The sequence below is a fragment of the Marinilabilia salmonicolor JCM 21150 genome (assembly GCF_000259075.1).
Taxonomy (GTDB): domain Bacteria; phylum Bacteroidota; class Bacteroidia; order Bacteroidales; family Marinilabiliaceae; genus Marinilabilia; species Marinilabilia salmonicolor.
The window spans coordinates 1-19,698 of sequence record NZ_AJKI01000030.1 but is presented as its reverse complement, the minus strand read 5'-3'; the positions used below and the strand labels follow the sequence as shown (position 1 = coordinate 19,698).

19 protein-coding genes are annotated in these 19,698 nt (G+C 42.0%); 6 read left to right on the top strand and 13 right to left on the bottom strand.

All coding sequences use genetic code 11. The features are described 5' to 3' along the window. The first annotated feature begins 28 nt into the window (after positions 1-28). Complete coding sequence (locus tag W7W_RS0113755) at positions 29-1,990, top strand: methyl-accepting chemotaxis protein (protein WP_010664298.1); 1,962 nt, start codon at positions 29-31, stop codon at positions 1,988-1,990. 172 nt (positions 1,991-2,162) lie between these two features. On the opposite strand, the gene W7W_RS0113750 is transcribed toward W7W_RS0113755, so the two are convergent. The 3 genes from W7W_RS0113750 to W7W_RS0113740 all read right to left on the bottom strand — a co-directional run bounded on the left by W7W_RS0113750 (position 2,163) and on the right by W7W_RS0113740 (position 5,602). Continuing rightward, the gene (locus W7W_RS0113750; protein ID WP_010664297.1) at positions 2,163-2,666 is read right to left on the bottom strand and encodes a hypothetical protein; all 504 of its coding nucleotides are present in this window, start codon (positions 2,664-2,666) and stop codon (positions 2,163-2,165) included. 14 nt (positions 2,667-2,680) lie between these two features. Then, a complete protein-coding gene (locus W7W_RS0113745) occupies positions 2,681-3,184 on the bottom strand; it encodes a hypothetical protein (protein ID WP_010664296.1) in 504 nt (167 codons plus the stop codon). A 222-nt stretch (positions 3,185-3,406) separates the two neighbouring features. Continuing rightward, positions 3,407-5,602 carry an HD family phosphohydrolase gene (locus tag W7W_RS0113740; protein WP_010664295.1) on the bottom strand — a complete coding sequence of 732 codons (2,196 nt, stop codon included), beginning with the start codon at positions 5,600-5,602 and terminating at the stop codon, positions 3,407-3,409. Positions 5,603-5,883: 281 nt separating this feature from the next. Here W7W_RS0113740 and W7W_RS0113735 point away from each other — a divergent pair, with 281 nt between their 5' ends. Continuing rightward, positions 5,884-6,678 (top strand): C40 family peptidase, encoded by a 795-nt coding sequence (locus W7W_RS0113735; protein WP_010664294.1) that lies wholly within the window; start codon positions 5,884-5,886, stop codon positions 6,676-6,678. 15 nt (positions 6,679-6,693) lie between these two features. After that, the gene (locus tag W7W_RS0113730) at positions 6,694-7,155 is read left to right on the top strand and encodes an NUDIX domain-containing protein (RefSeq protein WP_010664293.1); all 462 of its coding nucleotides are present in this window, start codon (positions 6,694-6,696) and stop codon (positions 7,153-7,155) included. Between the two features lie 141 nt (positions 7,156-7,296). On the opposite strand, the gene W7W_RS0113725 is transcribed toward W7W_RS0113730, so the two are convergent. The 6 genes from W7W_RS0113725 to tnpA all read right to left on the bottom strand — a co-directional run bounded on the left by W7W_RS0113725 (position 7,297) and on the right by tnpA (position 12,534). Beyond that, on the bottom strand, positions 7,297-7,935 hold the full coding sequence (locus W7W_RS0113725; RefSeq protein ID WP_010664292.1) for a WbqC family protein: 639 nt from the start codon (positions 7,933-7,935) through the stop codon (positions 7,297-7,299). A gap of 20 nt (positions 7,936-7,955) precedes the next feature. Further along, the gene (locus W7W_RS22265) at positions 7,956-8,246 is read right to left on the bottom strand and encodes a LapA family protein (RefSeq protein ID WP_010664291.1); all 291 of its coding nucleotides are present in this window, start codon (positions 8,244-8,246) and stop codon (positions 7,956-7,958) included. Between the two features lie 60 nt (positions 8,247-8,306). Beyond that, positions 8,307-9,500: a signal peptidase I gene (gene lepB, locus W7W_RS0113715; RefSeq protein ID WP_010664290.1), complete on the bottom strand. Its 1,194-nt coding sequence runs from the start codon at positions 9,498-9,500 to the stop codon at positions 8,307-8,309. 1 nt (position 9,501) lies between these two features. Continuing rightward, positions 9,502-10,935 carry a signal peptidase I gene (lepB, locus tag W7W_RS0113710; RefSeq protein ID WP_010664289.1) on the bottom strand — a complete coding sequence of 478 codons (1,434 nt, stop codon included), beginning with the start codon at positions 10,933-10,935 and terminating at the stop codon, positions 9,502-9,504. Between the two features lie 69 nt (positions 10,936-11,004). Next, entirely contained in the window at positions 11,005-11,724 is a 720-nt protein-coding gene (dapB, locus tag W7W_RS0113705; RefSeq protein ID WP_010664288.1) for a 4-hydroxy-tetrahydrodipicolinate reductase, read from the bottom strand. A 348-nt stretch (positions 11,725-12,072) separates the two neighbouring features. Further along, positions 12,073-12,534 carry an IS200/IS605 family transposase gene (gene tnpA / locus W7W_RS0113700; RefSeq protein WP_025007140.1) on the bottom strand — a complete coding sequence of 154 codons (462 nt, stop codon included), beginning with the start codon at positions 12,532-12,534 and terminating at the stop codon, positions 12,073-12,075. A gap of 183 nt (positions 12,535-12,717) precedes the next feature. On the opposite strand from tnpA, the gene W7W_RS0113695 reads away from it, so the two are divergent. Beyond that, positions 12,718-12,972, top strand: a complete 255-nt coding sequence (locus tag W7W_RS0113695; RefSeq protein WP_010664286.1) for a hypothetical protein — start codon at positions 12,718-12,720, stop codon at positions 12,970-12,972. A gap of 4 nt (positions 12,973-12,976) precedes the next feature. On the opposite strand, the gene rplT is transcribed toward W7W_RS0113695, so the two are convergent. From rplT to thrS, 4 genes are all read right to left on the bottom strand, one after another. Further along, positions 12,977-13,330, bottom strand: coding sequence for a 50S ribosomal protein L20 (rplT, locus tag W7W_RS0113690; RefSeq protein WP_010664285.1), 354 nt, complete (start codon positions 13,328-13,330; stop codon positions 12,977-12,979). Positions 13,331-13,519: 189 nt separating this feature from the next. Next, entirely contained in the window at positions 13,520-13,708 is a 189-nt protein-coding gene (rpmI, locus tag W7W_RS0113685; protein ID WP_444542987.1) for a 50S ribosomal protein L35, read from the bottom strand. 41 nt (positions 13,709-13,749) lie between these two features. Next, positions 13,750-14,304: a translation initiation factor IF-3 gene (infC, locus tag W7W_RS0113680; protein ID WP_029510613.1), complete on the bottom strand. Its 555-nt coding sequence runs from the start codon at positions 14,302-14,304 to the stop codon at positions 13,750-13,752. A 215-nt stretch (positions 14,305-14,519) separates the two neighbouring features. Continuing rightward, positions 14,520-16,454, bottom strand: coding sequence for a threonine--tRNA ligase (thrS, locus tag W7W_RS0113675; RefSeq protein WP_010664282.1), 1,935 nt, complete (start codon positions 16,452-16,454; stop codon positions 14,520-14,522). 728 nt (positions 16,455-17,182) lie between these two features. Here thrS and W7W_RS0113665 point away from each other — a divergent pair. Beyond that, positions 17,183-17,776: an ABC transporter ATP-binding protein gene (locus tag W7W_RS0113665; RefSeq protein ID WP_010664281.1), complete on the top strand. Its 594-nt coding sequence runs from the start codon at positions 17,183-17,185 to the stop codon at positions 17,774-17,776. Positions 17,777-18,319: 543 nt separating this feature from the next. Continuing rightward, a complete protein-coding gene (locus W7W_RS0113655; RefSeq protein ID WP_010664279.1) occupies positions 18,320-19,105 on the top strand; it encodes an ABC transporter permease in 786 nt (261 codons plus the stop codon). Positions 19,106-19,698: the final 593 nt, after the last annotated feature.

The window sequence follows — 19,698 nt, the reverse complement described above, 5'->3', positions numbered from 1 at the left end:
GATTTAATAATAATATAATCCGCAAAAGATGAATTGGAGAGATTTGAGTATCAGTAGTAAAATCAGGGGCAGTATTGCAGCTGTGGTAGTTTTAACCTTATTGATGGGTGGGTTTACCTTATATAGTCTTTTCGAGATAGGCAGTGGTGTTAATGATCTGTCTGAGAAATATATTCCCACTGTCAATGAAGCCAGTCTTGTGGATCAAAACTGGCGAAAACTCACAGAAGTTACCCGCTCATACGATTTTTCTGCCCAGCCATATTTCGATGAAGTTTTTGATAGGTACTATACACAAATGATGGTTGCCCTGAATAATCTGATAGAAATGGAGGGAGAGGGGGCTCGTAGCAGTGAATTTAGTGAGTTAAAGAAAAAAATGGAAGCCTACGCCGCCATGTATGAGGACTATAGTGAGGCACAAAAGTCAGCTTCTAACCATCGTGAATTGATGAGAATGGCAGGAGAGGAGTTGGTTGATTTATCAGGGAACTATCGTACGAATGTTCGTTATCAGCAATTTATTAATCGTGCTTTGGGACTTTGGGGTGTTGTGCAGGCAAAGGATTATACCCGGGAAGCTGTCGCTCTGGATACTGAATTATCAAAAGCGCGAACTTTGCAGACAGATATTAATGCAGCCTATTTGTCAGGGGCTGTAACAGCTACGCTGAATGATTTTGTCTCTTCAGCAATTTCTTTTATTGAGCACTACCAGAAAGCCAGGTTTGCCGAGGTTAAAAGATATGAACTTGGTAAAGAAATTATGTGGGATACCCGTGCTATTGCGGACATGGGACAAGGAGATATAAAGGGGATGGGGAATCAAAGTGCCCGCATTGTTGATAATATTCAAACGCTGGTTATCGCTGCCCTCATTGTACTTCTTCTTGTCGGGTTAATTCTGGCACTGTTACTGCCAAACTCCATTGCAAACCCTATTATTCAGGGGGTTGGACTGGCCGAGAAAGTCGCAGCAGGAAATCTTTCCGTCCGTTTTGATACCAATCGAAAAGATGAAGTGGGACGTTTGGGTGTTGCCTTGGATAATATGGTTAAGAATTTGCGGGTTATTATCGGTGATATTACCGAAGGTACCCGGGAAATGGTGGAAGCGAGTACTTCTCTTTCACGGGAATCCACCGAACTGGCAGAAGGTGCAAGTGAACAAGCCTCGGCTGCTGAGGAGGTTTCATCTTCCATGGAAGAGATGCATGCCAATATTCAGCAAAACACCGATAATGCCCGGGAGACTGAAACTATAGCCCGTAAAGCTGCTGAAGATATGAATAGCAGTAATGAAATAACTGAAAGAGCAGCTGAATTTTTGGAGCAGATTACCTCCAAAATTTCTGTTATTGGGGATATTGCTTTTCAAACCAATATACTTGCATTGAATGCAGCAGTGGAAGCCGCGAGAGCGGGGATTGAAGGACGTGGTTTTGCGGTTGTTGCTGCCGAGGTGCGTAAGTTGGCCGAACGTAGTCAGCAGGCTGCTAACGATATTAATAAAGTGTCGGGAATGACTATCAATTCTTCCCGAGAGTCACGCGAGATGTTGCTTGCCCTTACACCGGAAATTGAAAAAACAGCAGGCCTGATTCAGGAGATATCAGTGGCTTCGTTGGAACAGGTTACAGGGGTTGAACAGATCAATAATGCACTTCAGCAGCTGAATCAGGTAACACAGAGGAATGCTTCCAACTCGGAAGAGATCAACTCTGCAGCTCTGAGAATTGAGAAGCTTTCTGAACGTCTGGAACGAGCGATTTCTGTTTTTAGTTTGTCAGAGGAAAATCGTAAGAAAGATGTAAATGAATCCGGGACTCCCGCTGTTTCTGAAGAATCTGATAAAGCGACAAAAGTAGAAAAAGAAGAAGAGGGAGCTAACTGTTCTGTTTCCCAGAGTCAGCTGAAAGCCAAAGCAAAAGGGAAAACACCCGATTTTGATTTGGGCGGTTTTGGTTCAGATGATTATGAGAAATTTTAAGCAGGTGGTGTAAACTTTATTGACTTTCACTTAACAATTCCGGCGGGGGTTGATTTTCGGAAAACCGGAAAGCAATTCCCGCCTTCTTATTGGCTGTATGCCTTAGCTCGTGGTTTTCAGGTAGTTATGAATTTATCCGGTTGAGAGGATGGGAGAGGGAAGAACAAAACCTTCAATGTGTTGTGGATGCCACGGTTGGTGCATATAGCTTTGTTGTACAGAGTTTAATCATCGTTAATTGACTTTGATATGATGTCACTAATCCTGTTTTATTTTTCTCAAAAGTCCTCCAATGGGCAGCTAATAATAAAAAATCAGGAACTAGAATTATTAGGCCAAAAATCAAATTATTATTTACTGCCACAACTATAGATACTATAAAAATCAGCAGATAATTAAATAGTCGGCCAAACAAATAATAATCCATTAAGCTAACAGAAAGTTTTGAGTCCTCAAGTTTTGCCTTTATCCTCAATGAAATATACCTTTTTATCAGACCTTTTCTTGTTTGATATATCGTAAACTTTCCCCAATCAAATTTTCCAAAATATTCTTTATCCAGTTTATTTGGAATCCATATCGATTGTCTATAATCTTCGGTTGTATCAACGTATTTGACTATACTTTTGAAGAATGAGTCAAAATCTGGCAAATCATATTTTTTTTTACTCCACATAACAATTGAAATAATTAATCAACGAAACCCCAGGTTATCTTTTTAATTACTTTATCATTTAGCTTCCACTCTGAATATATTTCCCCTTGGTATTGAGGATCCCATTTTGTGTGTTCAATAAATCTAACTGGTATTTCACTGTCATAACCATAAAACTTGCCAGCTAAAATCAACGAGTCAAATGTAAAATCAAGAATTGCTGTGCTAAACAAGTCGGTTGTATCTCTATTATTAATCAAATATTGATCTTCTATCTGCCTAACAGATAGCGGTGTGTTTGAAAATTGAATGAGTATTTGTTTGTGATTTCTTGAATCATCATGCATGATAATTGACTCCAAGTCCGAACTAGAAAAGGTCAGTGTACAATTATCAATTTCAAGACTGATATTTCCGTCTACAAAAGTTGAGTCAGAGTAAATTAAGAATCTATTTTCAGTGCCATACATTACCAACAACTTTGGCTGAGAGCAGCTGAAAAATAAAAGCATCAAAGCTAATATCTTAATGTAACGCATTGGTCTCTATAAATTTCGCCCAACTTTTTTTTAAAGTTAATATAGATTGCCTTAAGGCCTGTTTGAATCTCTCACCTCACTTCTGCCTTCTGCCTGGATAGCTATTCACACCCGTTGTCTGCCCCATTGCCTTTAGCTCATAGCTCGTAGCTCATAGCTCATAGCTCATCCCTCATCCCTCACCGCTCAACCCTCACCGCTCAACCCTCACTTCTTCCCCCTTCACTCATCCGGTGTGTCCGGAGGCGTTTGTGGCTCCCGGTTTTCCGAAGTCTGAGGAGCATTTTGGTTTTTTAATTCGGGGTATTCTACCCTTGCGTGGTAGATGTTTTTGAGTTTTTGTTTAAACACTTCCTTTACCTGGGTGATCTCACGGAATGTTATTGGTGCATTTACGAACTGGTTTTCGTCAATCTGACTTTCAATAATATTTTCCACCAGTTTTTCAATTTCCTCATCGGTGTAATTCTTAAGGCTTCGTGAAGCTGCTTCTACGGCATCTGCCATCATCAGGATTGCTGTTTCTTTGGTAAAGGGAGTGGGTCCGGGGTAGGTAAATTGGGATATGTCCGGCTCTTTATCCGGATTCTCATTCAGGTAGGAGTTATAGAAATACTTAGTTTTAGTGGTTCCCTGATGTGTACGGATAAAATCGATTATCTGCTCCGGGATCTTGTGTTTTCTTGCAATTTTCACCCCTTTTTCGATATGTTGAATGATGGATTGGGCGCTTTTTTCATAATCCAGATTTGTGTGAGGATTGAAACCCGTGTTTTGGTTCTCGGTAAAAAAGATGGGTGAAACAGTTTTCCCAATATCGTGGTACATGGCTCCGGCTCTTACCAGCAATGGATTTCCCCCAATGCGGTAAACTGCTTCCTGGGCAAGGTTCCCCACCTGCAGGGAGTGTTGAAATGAACCGGGAGCTTTTTCTGCCAGTTTACGCAATAGTGGATGATTGGTGTCAGAGAGTTCCACCAGTGTGACATCAGAGATGAAACCAAAAGCTTTTTCAAAAACATAAATGAGTGGATAAACCAGCAATATGAAGGCACCGTTGATGAAAAACTGACCGTAAAGCGACAAATTGATGTTTTGTAAGTCACCTTCCTGCAGAATGGCCATTGCCGTGTAGAAGCCGGAATAGGCAATTACAATAAAAATTGATGCCCTCACCAGTTGTTCGCGACGAACCATTCTAAACAGACTGAAAATAGCAATCAATCCGATGGGAACCTGCATATATACGAATTCAAAACTGTTTTGAGTGAAAAAAGCTCCCATCAGTATGGTAATAACATGCATGAAGAAGGCCAGCCTGGAATCAAAGAATGTGCGAATGATAATTGGCAATATGGCAAATGGAATGATGTAAAGCGGAAAGAAATCAAACAACCTTGACAGTCTGACAAGTAATAACATTCCGATAACCATGATCAGCATAAAGGATATGGATAACAGATTGTTATAAACATCACGTCTGAAGAAATAAAGGAACAGGTATATCAATCCCATAAAAAGAAAGGTGAAGAGCACCTGACCCAGTAAAATGAAGTAGTAGCCCGATCCGCTTCCCAGAGATATCTCGTACTCTTTCTTAAGGGAATCAAGTATTTTTACTGTCTTGTCGTCGATGATCTCTCCGGTGTCAACAATCCTCTGACCCGATAGCACAATGCCACTGGTAAGGCTAAGGTTTTTGAGTATCTTATCCCTTTCCCTGGTGGTGCGTTCGAGGTCATAATTAATATTTGGTTCCAGGTATTTATTAATCTGGAGGTCGGAAACCAGATTGTCCAGCACTTGCTGATCAACTTCAGTCAACACTTTCATTTGCCTGAATATGTGCAACGTGATTTGCTGATAAGCGCTCTGATAATTATGAAACTCACTGAGCCCAGAGGGTTCGGCGAAATTATTCCTGACAAGAATTAACTCGAAAGAGGGGCCTGCATTAATGTATTGTTCGGGTAAATTAATTAATCCTTTGTTATAGATTTTAATCAATTCATTCCTTGTAGTTTCTTTGACTATACTCCAGAGACTGGAGTCTTTTCTTTCAGGGGTTTTCTCCAGAAACGGGTATTTTTCTGATAAATTCTCTTTCTTATTTTCAAATTCAATGCTTATTCTGTTGGCTTGTTCGGCCTTTCGTAGTGTGTCGAAATTGAAGTAAGGACGAAAATTGTCAAGAATACTGTCTCTTTCGTTTTCTAATTCGGCCTGACTTTTATATACCGGAAAATCAAAAGGGGCGATAAGCATCTCATGTTTCCATGGTTTCCCCTTGCTGTATTCATATGGGAATTTTCCCTCCCTGGGCAAAATATAAACCACCAGTGCAATGGCAGAGAGAAATATTAAGATACGATAGATCCCGGTAGCGTTATCTTTGATGTTGGAAAAGAAACGTGACATAATATGTAATGTTTTGTCTTGTAAAACCTGATTTTATCACCATGACCGTTAAAAAAATGACGGTCTGTTGTTATGTGATTTTATTTTCTTATTTTGAGTGTCATCCAAAAAGTTAGAACATCGTCAAATTCAGGTAAGTTGACGAAATTTTGGCTTTTTAGAATGCGCACTGATATAAAGTACTAATATAGTGAAAAGGTTCAGCCGGATGGTGTGTTGGCTCTACTTTTTGGTCTGCTTTTTGTTTAAAAAGACCGTATGATATTACAAATATATTATTTATGACACAATCCATTTGTACTTACGGATTTATTCCGGTTCGCACAGAGCCTGCAGAAGGGGCTCAGCTGGAAACTCAGATATTGTTTGGTGAAAGTTTTGATTTACTTGAGCATGTGCCCGGATGGTACCAGGTACAGTGTCATTATGACGGTTACCAGGGGTGGATCGATGATAAATTGGTGACAAAAATGGAGGAGCGTGATGTTGAACACTGGAATCGTTCTTCGGGGCATATCGTTATGAAACCGTTTGTGAAAGTAATTCGAGAATCCGATTCCACACCTATGCTTCTTTCTTCCGGAAGTAGGGTGGTATTTAACAGTGAGGATCGGAATGCCATAAGGATTGGCTCAGAGGAATTTTTCTGGCAGGGGAATTTGCCTAGCGGACGAATTGATTTGGAAGAAGTGGCACGTGGTTACCTCAATGCCCCTTATCTGTGGGGTGGTCGTACCTTTTATGGCATCGACTGCAGCGGATTGGTTCAGAATGTTTATAAGGCAGGGGGTGTTTTTTTGCCCCGGAATGCTTCTCAGCAAATAAATTATGGGGAGGTGGTGAGCTTTGTGGAAGAGGCCGGAACGGGCGATTTGGCCTTTTTCGATAATGAGGAGGGGGAAATAATCCATGTTGGCCTGTGCCTCGGTCAGGGACGAATATTACATGCCAGCGGTGCTGTTCGTATTGATGCTTTTGATCATCAGGGAATTTACAATAAAGATCAACGCCGCTATACGCACCACCTCAGAGTTATAAAAAGAATTATTCACTCATCTGAATTAAATTTCGGATAAGTTATATTTACCTGAATGCAACAAAAATACTGTTACGATTATCCCCGTCCTGCTGTCACTGCCGATGTGGTAGCCTTGGCAGGTAACTCCCTGCAGGAGGCAAAACTGTTACTGATTCGACGCGAAAAACCTCCTTTTCAGGATATGTGGGCTTTGCCCGGCGGTTTTGCCGAAATGAATGAGGATATTGAAACAACTGCTGTTCGGGAACTGGAAGAAGAAACCGGTCTTCGTGGTGTTGAAATTCATCAGATTGGTGCTTTTGGAAAAGTTGGGCGAGATCCCCGTCATCGAACGGTTACTGTGGCATTTTTATCTCCCCTGGAGAGGATTGCTGATGTAAAAGGAGCTGATGACGCATCGGATGCCAGGTGGTTTCCGCTTGAAGAGTTGCCCCCACTGGCTTTTGACCATAAAGAAATTGTAAATCAGGGTGTGGAACTGTGGGAGAAAATGGATCGGAAGGATAAGGGGTAGGAGGGGAAGGTGAGTATAGAGGTAGAGGGCTGGAAGTTAGAGGGGAGAAAAAACCCGAAAACATCCTTATTGCTCATCTCTCAATCTGAAGGAAGCCTGACCAAACTCAAGTCTCACAACTCAGAACACACAACTCAGAATTCAAAGCCCATTCATCTCATCAAGTATCAAACTTGCTTCAGGGCCTTTATTAAACAGCAGGTCGAGAATGCTCAAATTGGGTTGAAACCCGTGGCGTTCATCAAAAACCTGTTTGTAAGGGATGGTTGATGTGCCTGTGAGTTCTGCATTAATGGCTTTTTTGGGGTGGATATGTTCTCTCAGATCTAAACTGTCATTTTTAGGTGAATCAAAAAAATCTTCTGTAAAATTGATTTCCACATTTATTCCAATCAATTCGCAAATCAGCCGCGTGCTATCCAGATTAAAATCAAGGAGTCGGGTATGTTTTTTTGTAAAAAAAGGTTCTAATTCATCTGCATAAAACTGAAAAAAGGGAGACGAATTATAGGCTGAAACCAACGAATGCCAATGGTTGTGTTGCCAGGGGGTATGGTAGGCAATTTTCACATCCTTGTCATACACTTTTTTGTTTTTTTCCTTTTCCACCGGTACGGTTAGAGAGAGCGGACCGTTGGCCGCCATTATATGATATCGGTTCCGGTATGTTTGCCTGGTGTAGTGCGAATAACTTTCAATAATAACTTTTCCTTTTGATAATTGCGCAAAATATTCCACAGGCCCGAAGCAGGCCTGGCAAAGCAATGGTGTCTCTGACATGTTGATATTCTTTCTGAGTGTTATTCCTTCTCTGGTATTTCAGGGTTTTCCGGCTTTATCACTTCATCCTTTGGATGTTCAAAAGGTTGTTTTTCTTTCTTTTCTTTCTTTTTTCCGGAGGAGCGGAAGGAGAAAATTACGCCCACGATTAATCCCAGAAGGAATGCAACAATAAGCAATACCGACAAGGGGAGGTAGGGCTCCCAGATAAAAAACTTAAAAGCAACTTCACCGGCATTTTGAACTGAGAAAAAAACCAGTATAAGGGCTGCTATTACAAAACCCCAAAGAGAAAATGACTGTTTGCGCATCGTTGTAGTCTTTATATGTTTATAAGGGTTTCCCATTCCTCAATTCCCATTCCTCAACCCTCATTCCTCTCCCAAATGTATGAATTCTTCGGGGATTTTTCCAATAACATGGTTTTCGGGCAGTAAACCCCAAAATCGACTGTCGAAGGATTTTGGCCTGTTGTCACCCATCACCCAGTAATAATCCATTTTAAACGTATAAAAATTCCGTGGTCGGCCGTTCATGAATATCCTGCCGTCTTCCAGAGCCAAACTATTTCCTTCATAAACCGTGATGGCCCGTTTGTAAATACTCAGGTTTTCACGAGTTAAACGAATGGTACTTCCTTTACCCGGAATTTTTACAGGTCCCATAAAATCGGTATTCCAGCCGGTTGATTTATCAAAGGGAAAAGTGTGGATGTCCGGAACATTTCTTTCCAGTAATGCGGGGTTTAGATGTTGGCGAATGGTGTCGGGAAGTTTTTGATAGGATTCCCTGGTCATTTCCACAATCAGGTTGCCGCTTTGTTGGTAATGATTTAGAAAACATTTCCGTTTTTCAGCTCTTTTAAAGGCTTCTTCCGTATTGTCCCATCGAAATTTTTTGATGACAGTACCTGCAAGATCAGCTTCCTGATTGTTTATCAAAAGTACTCCGTTGTAAATGGTGACTGTATCTCCCGGCAGCCCTGCAAGGCGTTTTACAAAGCGGGGGCGATTTTTAACTTCAAGCGGAACCAGATTGCCCCATTTGCGGATTTGTCTGAGCCGGTCAAAGTTATTGTAATGACGCTTAAGGTAGTAGTAGCTTTCATCGGGGCGGTTCTCCAAAATGGTGTCCCCCTCAGGAAAATTAAATAGTATCACATCACCTTTTTGCAAATCCGAGGTTCCCTTCATTCTGAAATACTTATCCGGGTTTTCAGGAAACCTCCGCGGACCGGGCACCAATTTGTTTACGATAATGTAATCGCCGGGATTGATTGCTTTTTCCATGGATGCTGAGGGCACCGAGATAAGTTCCACCCCGAAGCGATAGATTAAAAGGCCTGCTCCCAGCCCGATTCCGGAAATCCACAGTGCCAGGATGGTGTTGAAGATCTTAGGGTGCTTCCGGACAAAGGCAACTTTTAATGTGGCGTACTGTTTTCTGTATCGCCACTTTAACCAAAGCAAAATTAAGGCTGCCAGTGGTATCCAGATAATATGGAACCACAGAGCAGCGCAAATGATAAGAAATGTAAGCGTTATTGTGTAAATCAGTCGAATCATTTTATTCTCCTGCGTATTTGAAGAAACGATCCCAGCGGATATTCATCGGAAATGACTTGTTTTTATCCAGAGACAGCCAAACCAAAAGCGGTTTGCCAATGATATGGTCTTCCGGCACAAATCCCCAGTATCTTGAGTCGGCGGAGTTGTGGCGGTTGTCTCCCAGCATAAAATAATAATCCATCCGGAACGTATATTCATTGGCCGGTTCTCCATTGATATATATTTGCTGATTTTTTACTTCCAGCGAATTGCCTTCGTAATTCCGGATGATTCGCTCATACAACAGAATGTTTTCCGGAGTAATGTTGACAGAAGTTCCCTTTTGAGGCATCACAACGGGGCCGTAGTTGTCTCTACTCCAAGGGAAGTTTGTACTGTAAGGGAATACCTGCATTCCGGAACTGTCAGGTTCTGATTCGGCAATGGCAATTTGCTCAATGAAGGGCATTTTCTTTATTTGGTCCACCATGGATTGTGTCAAAGGCAACGAGTAGTAGGGCCCCGGACGTCCGGCATATCTCTCTGGATCACTGATGTCCAAACGTTCATAAAACTTTTTGTTCAGCGTTGTGCCATCCGTGATGATGTGATAATTGTGCTGAACACCTTCCGGTTCTTCAAACAACTCTCCGTTGATGAAAATGCGGTTGTTCTTGATTTGAAAGGTGTCGCCCGGAAGCGCAACACATCTTTTTACATAGTTGTCACGTCTGTCAACCGGCCGACCTATGACTTCTCCAAAATCACGGGGGTTGTTTTTTACAAATTCGGCACCCAGTTTTCGCTCCATCAGACGCTGCTGGTATTCGGGAAGATTTTTATAGTCACTATTTTCAGATCCCCTCAGACGACTTTGACCATATTGTCTGATGATGTTAAAATACGATGGATTGGGCTGAAGAAACGCCACGGTATCCCCGGCGGGAAAGTTGAAAACTACGATGTCTCCTCTTTCAACTTTACCAAATCCTGACAGTCGCCTGTAATCCCATTGTGGTTTCTCGCTGTATGATTTGGTGTTGATGATGGGAAAAGTGTTTTGGACCAACGGGAAAGAGAGGGGAGTTTGAGGAATTCTCGGACCATAACTCATCTTGCTCACAAAAAGGTGGTCGCCAACCAGTAGGGTTTTTTCCAGAGAGGAGGTTGGGATTTTATAGTTCTGAAAGAAAAAGATGTTTATAAGATAAACTGCAACCAGCGCGAAAACCAGTGCGTCGAGCCACTCTTTCCATGCGGGTGGTTTGCTGCCGTCTTTGGTTTTTTTCCAGGCATCCCAGGGAATAAACCTGGTGATGTAAAGGTCAAAAATAACGGGAAGTCCCAGTAAAAACCAGAAGTTCTCCAACCAGATGACCCATAAAACAAATAAAAGGGCTGCGATACTGAATTTTATCCAACTTGCCCTTTTTACATTCTGCAGTTTTATCATTGTAGGTTATGTTTTTGTTAAACGCACAGACGCAATGCCAGCACGACATTGCGCCCCTGTGTTGTGTTGTTAGAATTTAAGCATGTCGCGCATGCCCAGGAAGCCTTTGTTTTTGGCTGCGAACTCGGCAGCAAGAACCGCGCCAAGAGCGAATCCCTGACGTGATTTGGCACTGTGATGAATGGTGATTTCATCCACTTCCGATTCGTATTTGACGGTGTGAATTCCCGGGACGTCACCTTCTCGTTCTGCTTTTATGACCAGATCGCTCTCTTTTTCTCCTTTGTCGAGTTTCCACTCTTTTTTACGATCGATTTTTTCCAGCAGATCCTCAGCAAGCGTGATGGCGGTTCCACTTGGGGCATCTAGTTTCTGGGTGTGGTGCACTTCTGTCATCTCCACATCATAATCGTCCAGATCGTTCATGATTTTTGCCAGGTGTCGGTTGAGTTCAAAAAGGATATTTACTCCAACACTGAAATTAGAAGCATAAAAGAATGTCTGGCCCTCTTGTTCACAAGCTTTCTTTATTTCGGGCAACTTATCCAGCCATCCGGTGGTTCCGGAAACTACCGGTTTATTGTATTCAAAGCATTTCTGATAGTTGGAAAAAGCTACTTTGGGAATGGTGAATTCGATGGCCACATCAGCCTTTTCAAAATTTCCGTCGCCAAAGTCTTCTCCTGTAGCGACAGGGTCAATGCGTGAAACGATTTCGTGGCCGCGCGATTGTGCGATTTTTTCAATCTCTTTCCCCATTTTTCCGTATCCAATCAATGCTATCTTCATATTGTAAGGTTTTTTGTGATTATTCGATTGACAAGACACAAAGATAACAAAATATGATGGTTTGATGGAAATTAGTGCCATAGGCACGGTCCAATTTGTTGGCCGGGGTTTTGGGTTTGTTTTTTATCATCTGTAAGCCCCGGGAATGAATTCCCGGATAATAAGATGGGTCGTTCCTATGGAGCTTTGATGACTTTTGTTCAATGGACAAGGAGGTTTGGTTATAAATATGGGTCGCTCCTATGGAGCTTTGATGACTTTTTAGTGCCATAGGCACGCCCCATATTGTGGTCTGGGATTTCAATCCCAGAAATTAGATAATTATTAAATCAAATTTTTCATAGGACATCATTTCAATTCATCAAAGATGTATCTGGGATCATAATCTATCTTGAAAGCCTTAAGTAATTGTGTGTATTCTTTCAGAAATTGTTTTTTCCGGTGATGTTCTTCCTGATTTTGGATATATCGGTAAACCCGGTGGATGTGTGATTGATTGTAGGTAAAACAGCCAAAGCCTGTTTGCCATTCGAAACGACGGTTTAAATAATTGGTTCCATTGAGCCATTTGGATGATTTTGCCTTGACAATCTTCATCAGGTCGGAAACAGACCAGGTTGGTTTGAGACCAATAAAGCAGTGGACGTGATCTTCCACTCCGTTGACAATGATGTTCTTGCAACCTGTTTCGTTGATTAAGTTTCCCATAACACCGAAAAAGTCTTCTCTCCATTTCTTTTCCAGGATGGCATCTCTGTATTTGACAGCAAACACTGCCTGCACATACATTTGGTGATATGTATTTGCCATTTTTTTGGGTTTTAGGTGAAGGTAGTTGTTGTTTAGTTGTTTTATGTTTGTTGCATTCGGTTGTTGGTAAAAAATAATTTGACACAAGTTTGCTCTTTTGGGGGAGAATGTCAAATGGATTTCCACTCCCCCTCGATTCCGATCGAGGGGGCTGCAACCCCTCGTCTCTGACGAGATTAACCAATGGAATTGATATCTGGGGAAGAGGATTTGTTGATATTGGAGGTTTTGTCGTCAGGAGACGACGGGAGGAAAGCCCCTCGTGCGGAAACGAGGGGCAGGGCACTACTTATAATATTCTGTTTGTCGTCAGGAGACGACGGAAGAAAAGCCCCTCGTGCGGAAACGAGTGACAGAGAGGCAGGGGAAACGAAAGGCAGGAAACAAAAAAAGCCCGCAACCAAAAAACTGGTTGCGGGCTTTAATACTGTTATCTGAACGTTTAGTTCTTGTTCATGGCTTTTTTCACCACTGCTTTGAAAGCATCGGGGTGGTTAACAGCCAGGTCGGCAAGAACCTTACGGTTGATGTCGATGTTTTGCTCATTCATCATTCCCATCAGGCGGCTGTAAGATACGCCTTCGAGACGTGCGGCAGCGTTGATACGTTGAATCCACAATGAACGAAAGTTTCTTTTCTTGGCTTTACGGTCACGGTAAGCATAAACCATACCCTTTTCCCAGGCATTTTTGGCAACTGTCCATACGTTTTTACGACGGCCAAAATACCCTCTGGTGAGTTTCATCACCTTTTTTCTTCGTGCTCTTGAAGCAACAGTGTTTACTGATCTAGGCATTTTTACTGTTTTTTAGAATGGTTAGCGTCCCTTTCTGCGGGCTCTTTCAGCTAATTCATTCAATGATTAAAAATAATTTTGTAAGCAATTTGTTGTTAGATTTTGAGAAGTATTTGGGGCTGATTTCTAACCTCTTACTTCTTTCATACTACGAAGCTTCAGCGCAGTAGGAAACCTCTAACTCCTCAATTACTTCATGGCAAGCTGAAGCTTCACGTTGTTTGTGTCAGCTTTGTGTACCTCACCAAAATAAGTCAGGTTACGCTTTCTTTTAGTCGATTTCTTAGTCAGAATGTGACTTTTGAAAGCATGCTTACGCTTGATTTTTCCGCTTCCAGTGATTGAAAAACGCTTCTTCGCACTGGAATTCGTCTTCATTTTTGGCATTGTTCTATATATTTAGTTCAAAAAATAGACAACTACTTTTTCTTTTTGGGTGAAAGAAACATAGTCATGCGTTTACCTTCCAGTTTTGGCATCTGTTCCACTTTCCCAACTTCTTCAAGATCCTGAGCCAGGCGGAGCAATAAAATCTCCCCTTTTTCCTTAAAAAGGATGCTTCGTCCTTTGAAGAATACGAAAGCTTTCACTTTATCGCCGTCATTGAGGAATTTTTCCGCATGTTTCAGCTTGAAATTGTAGTCATGTTCATCGGTGTTGGGGCCAAACCTGACCTCCTTAACCGAAACCTGAACTGCATTCTGTTTCTGTTCCTTTTGTTTCTTCCTTTGTTGATAGAGGAACTTTTGATAATCAATGATCCGACATACCGGAGGATCAGCCTTTGGCGAAATCTCCACCAAATCCAATTCCAGCTCATCAGCCATTTTCATGGCTTCCTGTGTCGGGTAAACCCCCGGATTCTCAAGGTTATCGCCTACCAGTCGTACCTGAGGTACGCGGATTTGACGATTTGTCCTGTACCTGAGTTCATCTTTGGGGTTGCGTCCGGTATTTTTTCTTGGTCTTCCTATATCTAAACCCTCCTTTACTTTTAGGTGATCTTTAAAAATGCAAACTTTCGCTTTGATTAAATAAAATCAAGATGATTATCTTAAATTTTATTCGCGTTCTGATCTTTGCCTGTTTTAAAGATTCCTTTTAGTTAAACAATTCGATTTGGTTAATTTATTTTTAAGGCCTTATCAGCCTTTCTTCTTATTATTTTTCATCTCCCTCCTTGGGGGGGCTAGGGGAGGCTCTTTTCTACTTCATTTTTAATGAATTGAGCAAACTCCTCGAGTGACATAACTCCCTGATCTCCTTCTCCTTGTCGGCGGACTGAGACCTGATTGTTTTCTGCTTCTTTCTCTCCAACAATCAATAGGTAAGGGATGCGTTTCAACTCATTATCGCGTATCTTTTTACCTATCTTCTCATTACGCTCATCTAATACGGCGCGAATATCGGAATTATTCAGGAAATTTGAAACATTTTTTGCGTATTCATTAAATTTTTCACTGATGGGCAGGATAACTACCTGCTCAGGAGTCAGCCACAACGGGAATTTTCCGGCTGTGTGCTCAATCAATACGGCCACAAAACGTTCCATACTTCCAAACGGAGCCCGGTGAATCATAATCGGACGATGCTTCTGGTTGTCCTGTCCGATGTATTCCAGATTAAAGCGTTCAGGGAGGTTGTAATCAACCTGAATAGTTCCGAGCTGCCACTTCCGTCCGATGGCGTCACGCACCATGAAATCAAGTTTGGGGCCATAGAAAGCTGCCTCTCCTGTTTCTACCACTGTTTCAAGACCTTTTTCATCACAAGCTTCGATGATGGCTTGCTCTGCCTTTTCCCAATTATCATCCGACCCGATATATTTCTCCTGGTTGTTTGGATCCCGCAGAGAAATCTGGGCAATGTAATCGTTGAAATCCAAGGCCTTGAAGATGTAAAAGATGATGTCAATCACCTTCTTGAATTCATCTTTCAGCTGATCGGGGCGACAGAAAATATGGGCATCGTCCTGAGTAAAACCACGTACACGGGTTAAACCGTGAAGTTCACCACTTTGTTCATAACGGTAAACTGTTCCGAACTCGGCAAAGCGAACCGGAAGATCGCGATAGGAGTGAGGTTTAACATTGTATATCTCGCAATGGTGGGGACAGTTCATGGGTTTCAATAGAAACTCTTCACCTTCGGCAGGTGTATGAATGGGCTGAAACGAGTCTGCCCCGTACTTGGCATAGTGGCCGGATGTTTCGTACAATTCTTTTTGACCAATATGTGGAGTAATCACCTGTTCGTAGCCATATTTGACCTGAACTTTTTTCAGAAAATTTTCCAGACGTTCACGCAGCATGGCGCCTTTGGGTAACCACAATGGCAGTCCTTGTCCCACGCGCTGTGAAAACGCAAATAGTTCCAACTCTTTTCCCAGTTTCCGGTGGTCACGTTTGGCAGCTTCTTCCAGCTTTTGCAAATGTTCTTCCAGTAATTTTTGTTTGGGAAAAGTGATACCGTAAACACGTGTGAGCTGTTTGCGTTTCTCATCTCCGCGCCAGTATGCTCCTGCAATACTCAGGAGTTTGATGGCTTTGATGGGGGCTGTATTGGGCAGGTGTGGACCGCGACAAAGATCGGTGAAGTTACCCTGCTCGTAAAAGGTGATGGTGCCGTCTTCCAGCTCACTGATAAGTTCCACTTTGTAGGGATCACCTTTTTTCTCAAAAAATTCGATTGCCTCCTGTTTGGTGACATCCCGTCTTTGATATTCCATTTTTTGGCGGGCCAGTTCCTGCATTTTTTTCTCAATTTTTGGCAGGTCTGCATCCGTGATTACGCGGTCGCCCGGATCCACATCGTAATAAAAACCGTTCTCGATGGCGGGACCAATTCCAAATTTGATTCCGGGATAGAGCGCTTCCAAAGCTTCGGCCAGCAGGTGGGCTGATGAGTGCCAGAATGCATGTTTGCCTTCTGCATCTTCCCACTTATGGAGTTTAATATTAGCGTCCTCTTGAATCGGTCGGTGAAGATCGTACAACTGATCGTTCACAGTGATGGCCAGTACTTCCTTGGCCAGACGTGGGCTGATATCCCTGGCGATTTCCTCACCGGTGATGCCTTCCGCATATTCACGTACCGATTGGTCAGGTAATGTTATTTTTATCATTATTTATCTGTTTAAAGGCTTTTCGAACGTGCAAAGATAAACATAAGGCGGGGAAAATAAAAATGGGCAGGAGAGAGGTTAGGGTTGAGGGATGAGGAATGAGGGGTGAGCGGCTGAGGTTGAGGCTAAGAAATGAGGATTGAGAAGTGAGGGATGAGCTGAGAGGCGCGAAGTGAGTGTAAGAGATTAGCCCAGTTATGAGATTATATTCTTTTTTAAATTGTCCGGGAAATACTATTATTCTGAAAGAAGATTGATTCGTTCTGCTCGCATTGACCCTTCAATGTCTTGCAAAGGCCCGTCATTACGAACGTGGTGAAGCCATTTCAATTTTTTAAACGAACAACAACGATTTTGAATATCCTAACCTGGCATAGCAAGAACCAAACAAATATAAAAAATCAAATGAGAACTTGCTGGATGAGCTAATTGCTTTGCAATTACTTTTTTTTGTCCACGAACTCCTGCAAGCAAGCGGCATAGCCGAGCCTCACGAATTAAAATCTGTAAAACAGCATTTTTTAACGGTGAAGCCGTTTAAAGTCGCACTTCAAGTGCGACCCAAATTCGTATAATTCGTGGATACCAAAAAAAATGGCGTAGCCATTTTAGAAATATTTTGCCAAAAAAACACGAATATTAGAAGTAAGACACTAAATATTTGTATGTTCGGTATTTCTGTTTGTTGTAAACAATTAATTTGTAACAATTACACCATACATTATAATATGATATCATTTGAAAAAGTTTCACTGACATATCCAACAGGAACCATCTTTGAAAACCTTACTTTTTCAGTGCAGGCAGGAAGTAAAGTTTGTATTACCGGCCATTCGGGTACCGGCAAATCATCAGTCCTGAAAATCATACAAGGATATGTGAAACCTCAAAATGGAATTGTACGAGTGGGAGGGATGAAACTTGGGGTGGATACGGTGAAAGATATTCGCTCAAAGATGGCTTATGTTCCTCAAAATATTAATCTGCCTGTTTCCAATGGGGATGAGCTGACCAGAATGTTGAATGTTGCATCCAAACGAAAGGACATTGAATTACTTATGGGGCAACTGGGATTGGAAAAGGAAATGTTTGTTCGCCCATTTGATGAGATGAGCGGAGGACAGAAACAACGGGTGGTTATTGCGGTATGTCTTTCACTGGATCGGGATATTGTTTTACTGGATGAACCCACTTCTTCTTTGGATGATGAAGCCATCCTTAAACTATTGAAAGTTGTCAGTGGACTTAAAGATAAAACGGTTGTATCTGCTTCCCATAATCAGGCGTGGATGAAATCGGTCGATGAGCTTGTTGCTCTCTGAAGAATGGTGATTGGCCGGGAGTATGAGGAAAAGGTGAGGGTAATATCTAATTATATTTTTCTCTATCTGCCCACTCGCTGATAAATAGGGTTTGCTTAAAATATAAAAAATCAATAATTAATTAAAGCCGATAATCTCATTCAAAGTTCAAGTTTTTTAAGAAATTTCTCAAGATGTAAGTTTCTGCTGTGATTAATAATCAAAATGCCACTGCTCAAAAATATGATTTTAGGCCGAACGACTTTTTCTGGTTGAAAGGCGCGGTGGCCTGTCCGTTTTCCGGGCCGGCGGATAGCGGGAAGCCAAAATGGGCGATTTTCATAGCCTTGCGCAATGGCCGGAAATTTTGACTTTCGCGGGCGGAAAGGATTAAACGGACTAGACTTTTTTCGTTCTTTTTGGGGCAATGCCAAAAAGGACAGTTAGAAATAAATTTAAAATAGGGTTGTCAACTTTTCAGCAGCCTTTACTTAAAGTTGCTTAACAATCGCTTGTAGATATATAATTTTTATCACCTTCATATGAAAATAAAACAACCAGCTAATGCAAGAAATGATTGACATAAGAATCTGGGATTTACTTTTAGGATTTTCTATCCTGGTCATTCCATTCTTTATTTTCAGTTATTACCGGGTGAAACTAAACCGCGATCTTATTGTAAGTGTGCTGCGGATGATTGTGCAACTTTTTTTGGTCGCTGTTTACCTGGAATGGATTTTTGAGAAAAACAATGCCTGGATTAATGCCGCCTGGGTTTTAATTATGGTTGTGGTTGGAGGAGGAACTGTGGTAAAGCGTGTTGGAATCCCCTGGAAACAGTTTTTGCTGCCTTTTCTTATAGCCGGGTTGATTTCCATGGCTATTATAGACGGTTTCTTCCTGGGACTGGTAATAAAGACCGGTTATTTCTTTGATGCCCGTTACTTTGTTCCCATTTCGGGTATGGTGCTTGGGAACTCTCTTAATCATAATATAGTCGGTTTAACGGCCTTCTTTAAAGGACTTCACAAGGACAGAGAGTTGTATTACTTTCTCCTGACCAATAGCGGGAGTTCCCGACTGGCGCTCAGACCTTTTATTCAGGATGCCCTCATCAAGGGACTAAATCCTTTGCTGGCCACTATGTCGGTGATTGGTTTGATTTCACTTCCCGGTATGATGACCGGACAAATCCTGGGGGGTGCCTCCCCGGCTGTTGCTATAAAATATCAGGTAATGATTATGCTGGCTATATTTGTGGGTTGTACGCTGACTCTGGTTTTGAGTATCCTTTTTTCAAAACGAATGGCTTTCGATGAGATGGGGAATGTGAGGGAAAAAGCCCCCTAAATCCCCCCAAGGGTGACTTTGGGAAGTGTAGTAGGGCATGGGGAATGGTGGAAAAGTGAAAAGGTGAAAAAGGTGAAAAATTTGCGGGGAGGATTAACCCGAATGCGTCTGCGTGGCCTTTTGCGCGTGGCGATCGGTTGGCGTTTAGAGGTCTACACGTAAAATCTTTTTATCCCTGGATATCTGTGTCATCTGCGGACACAAACGAGTTGTGAAGCGACAAGATCTAAATTCCGGAACCAATGCCTTTATTTCGGCACCCCGTCGATCCTTCTTCGATCCTGCGTCGTACCTCCTTCGACCATTGTTCGACTGTTCTTCGACTTCTGTTCGGCCCTTATAAGAGTCGAACAAGCCCCGAACAAGACTCGAAGCTGAGGTGTCTAAATCACTGTAAATAAGATATATGTGGTTTTTGGTAGAACTTTCTTTTATTGTAAACACTAATAAGTGCTCGTCTATAAAGTCGGGAAAATTTGTAAAAAGTCATGTGTCTGGTCAGAAAGTGCCAGTTACAAAGCCTGCCCCGATTTTTCTTCGGGGGCTTGCGAAGTCCGAAAATACGAAGTTTACTTTTCGTAAATGAGTACTTT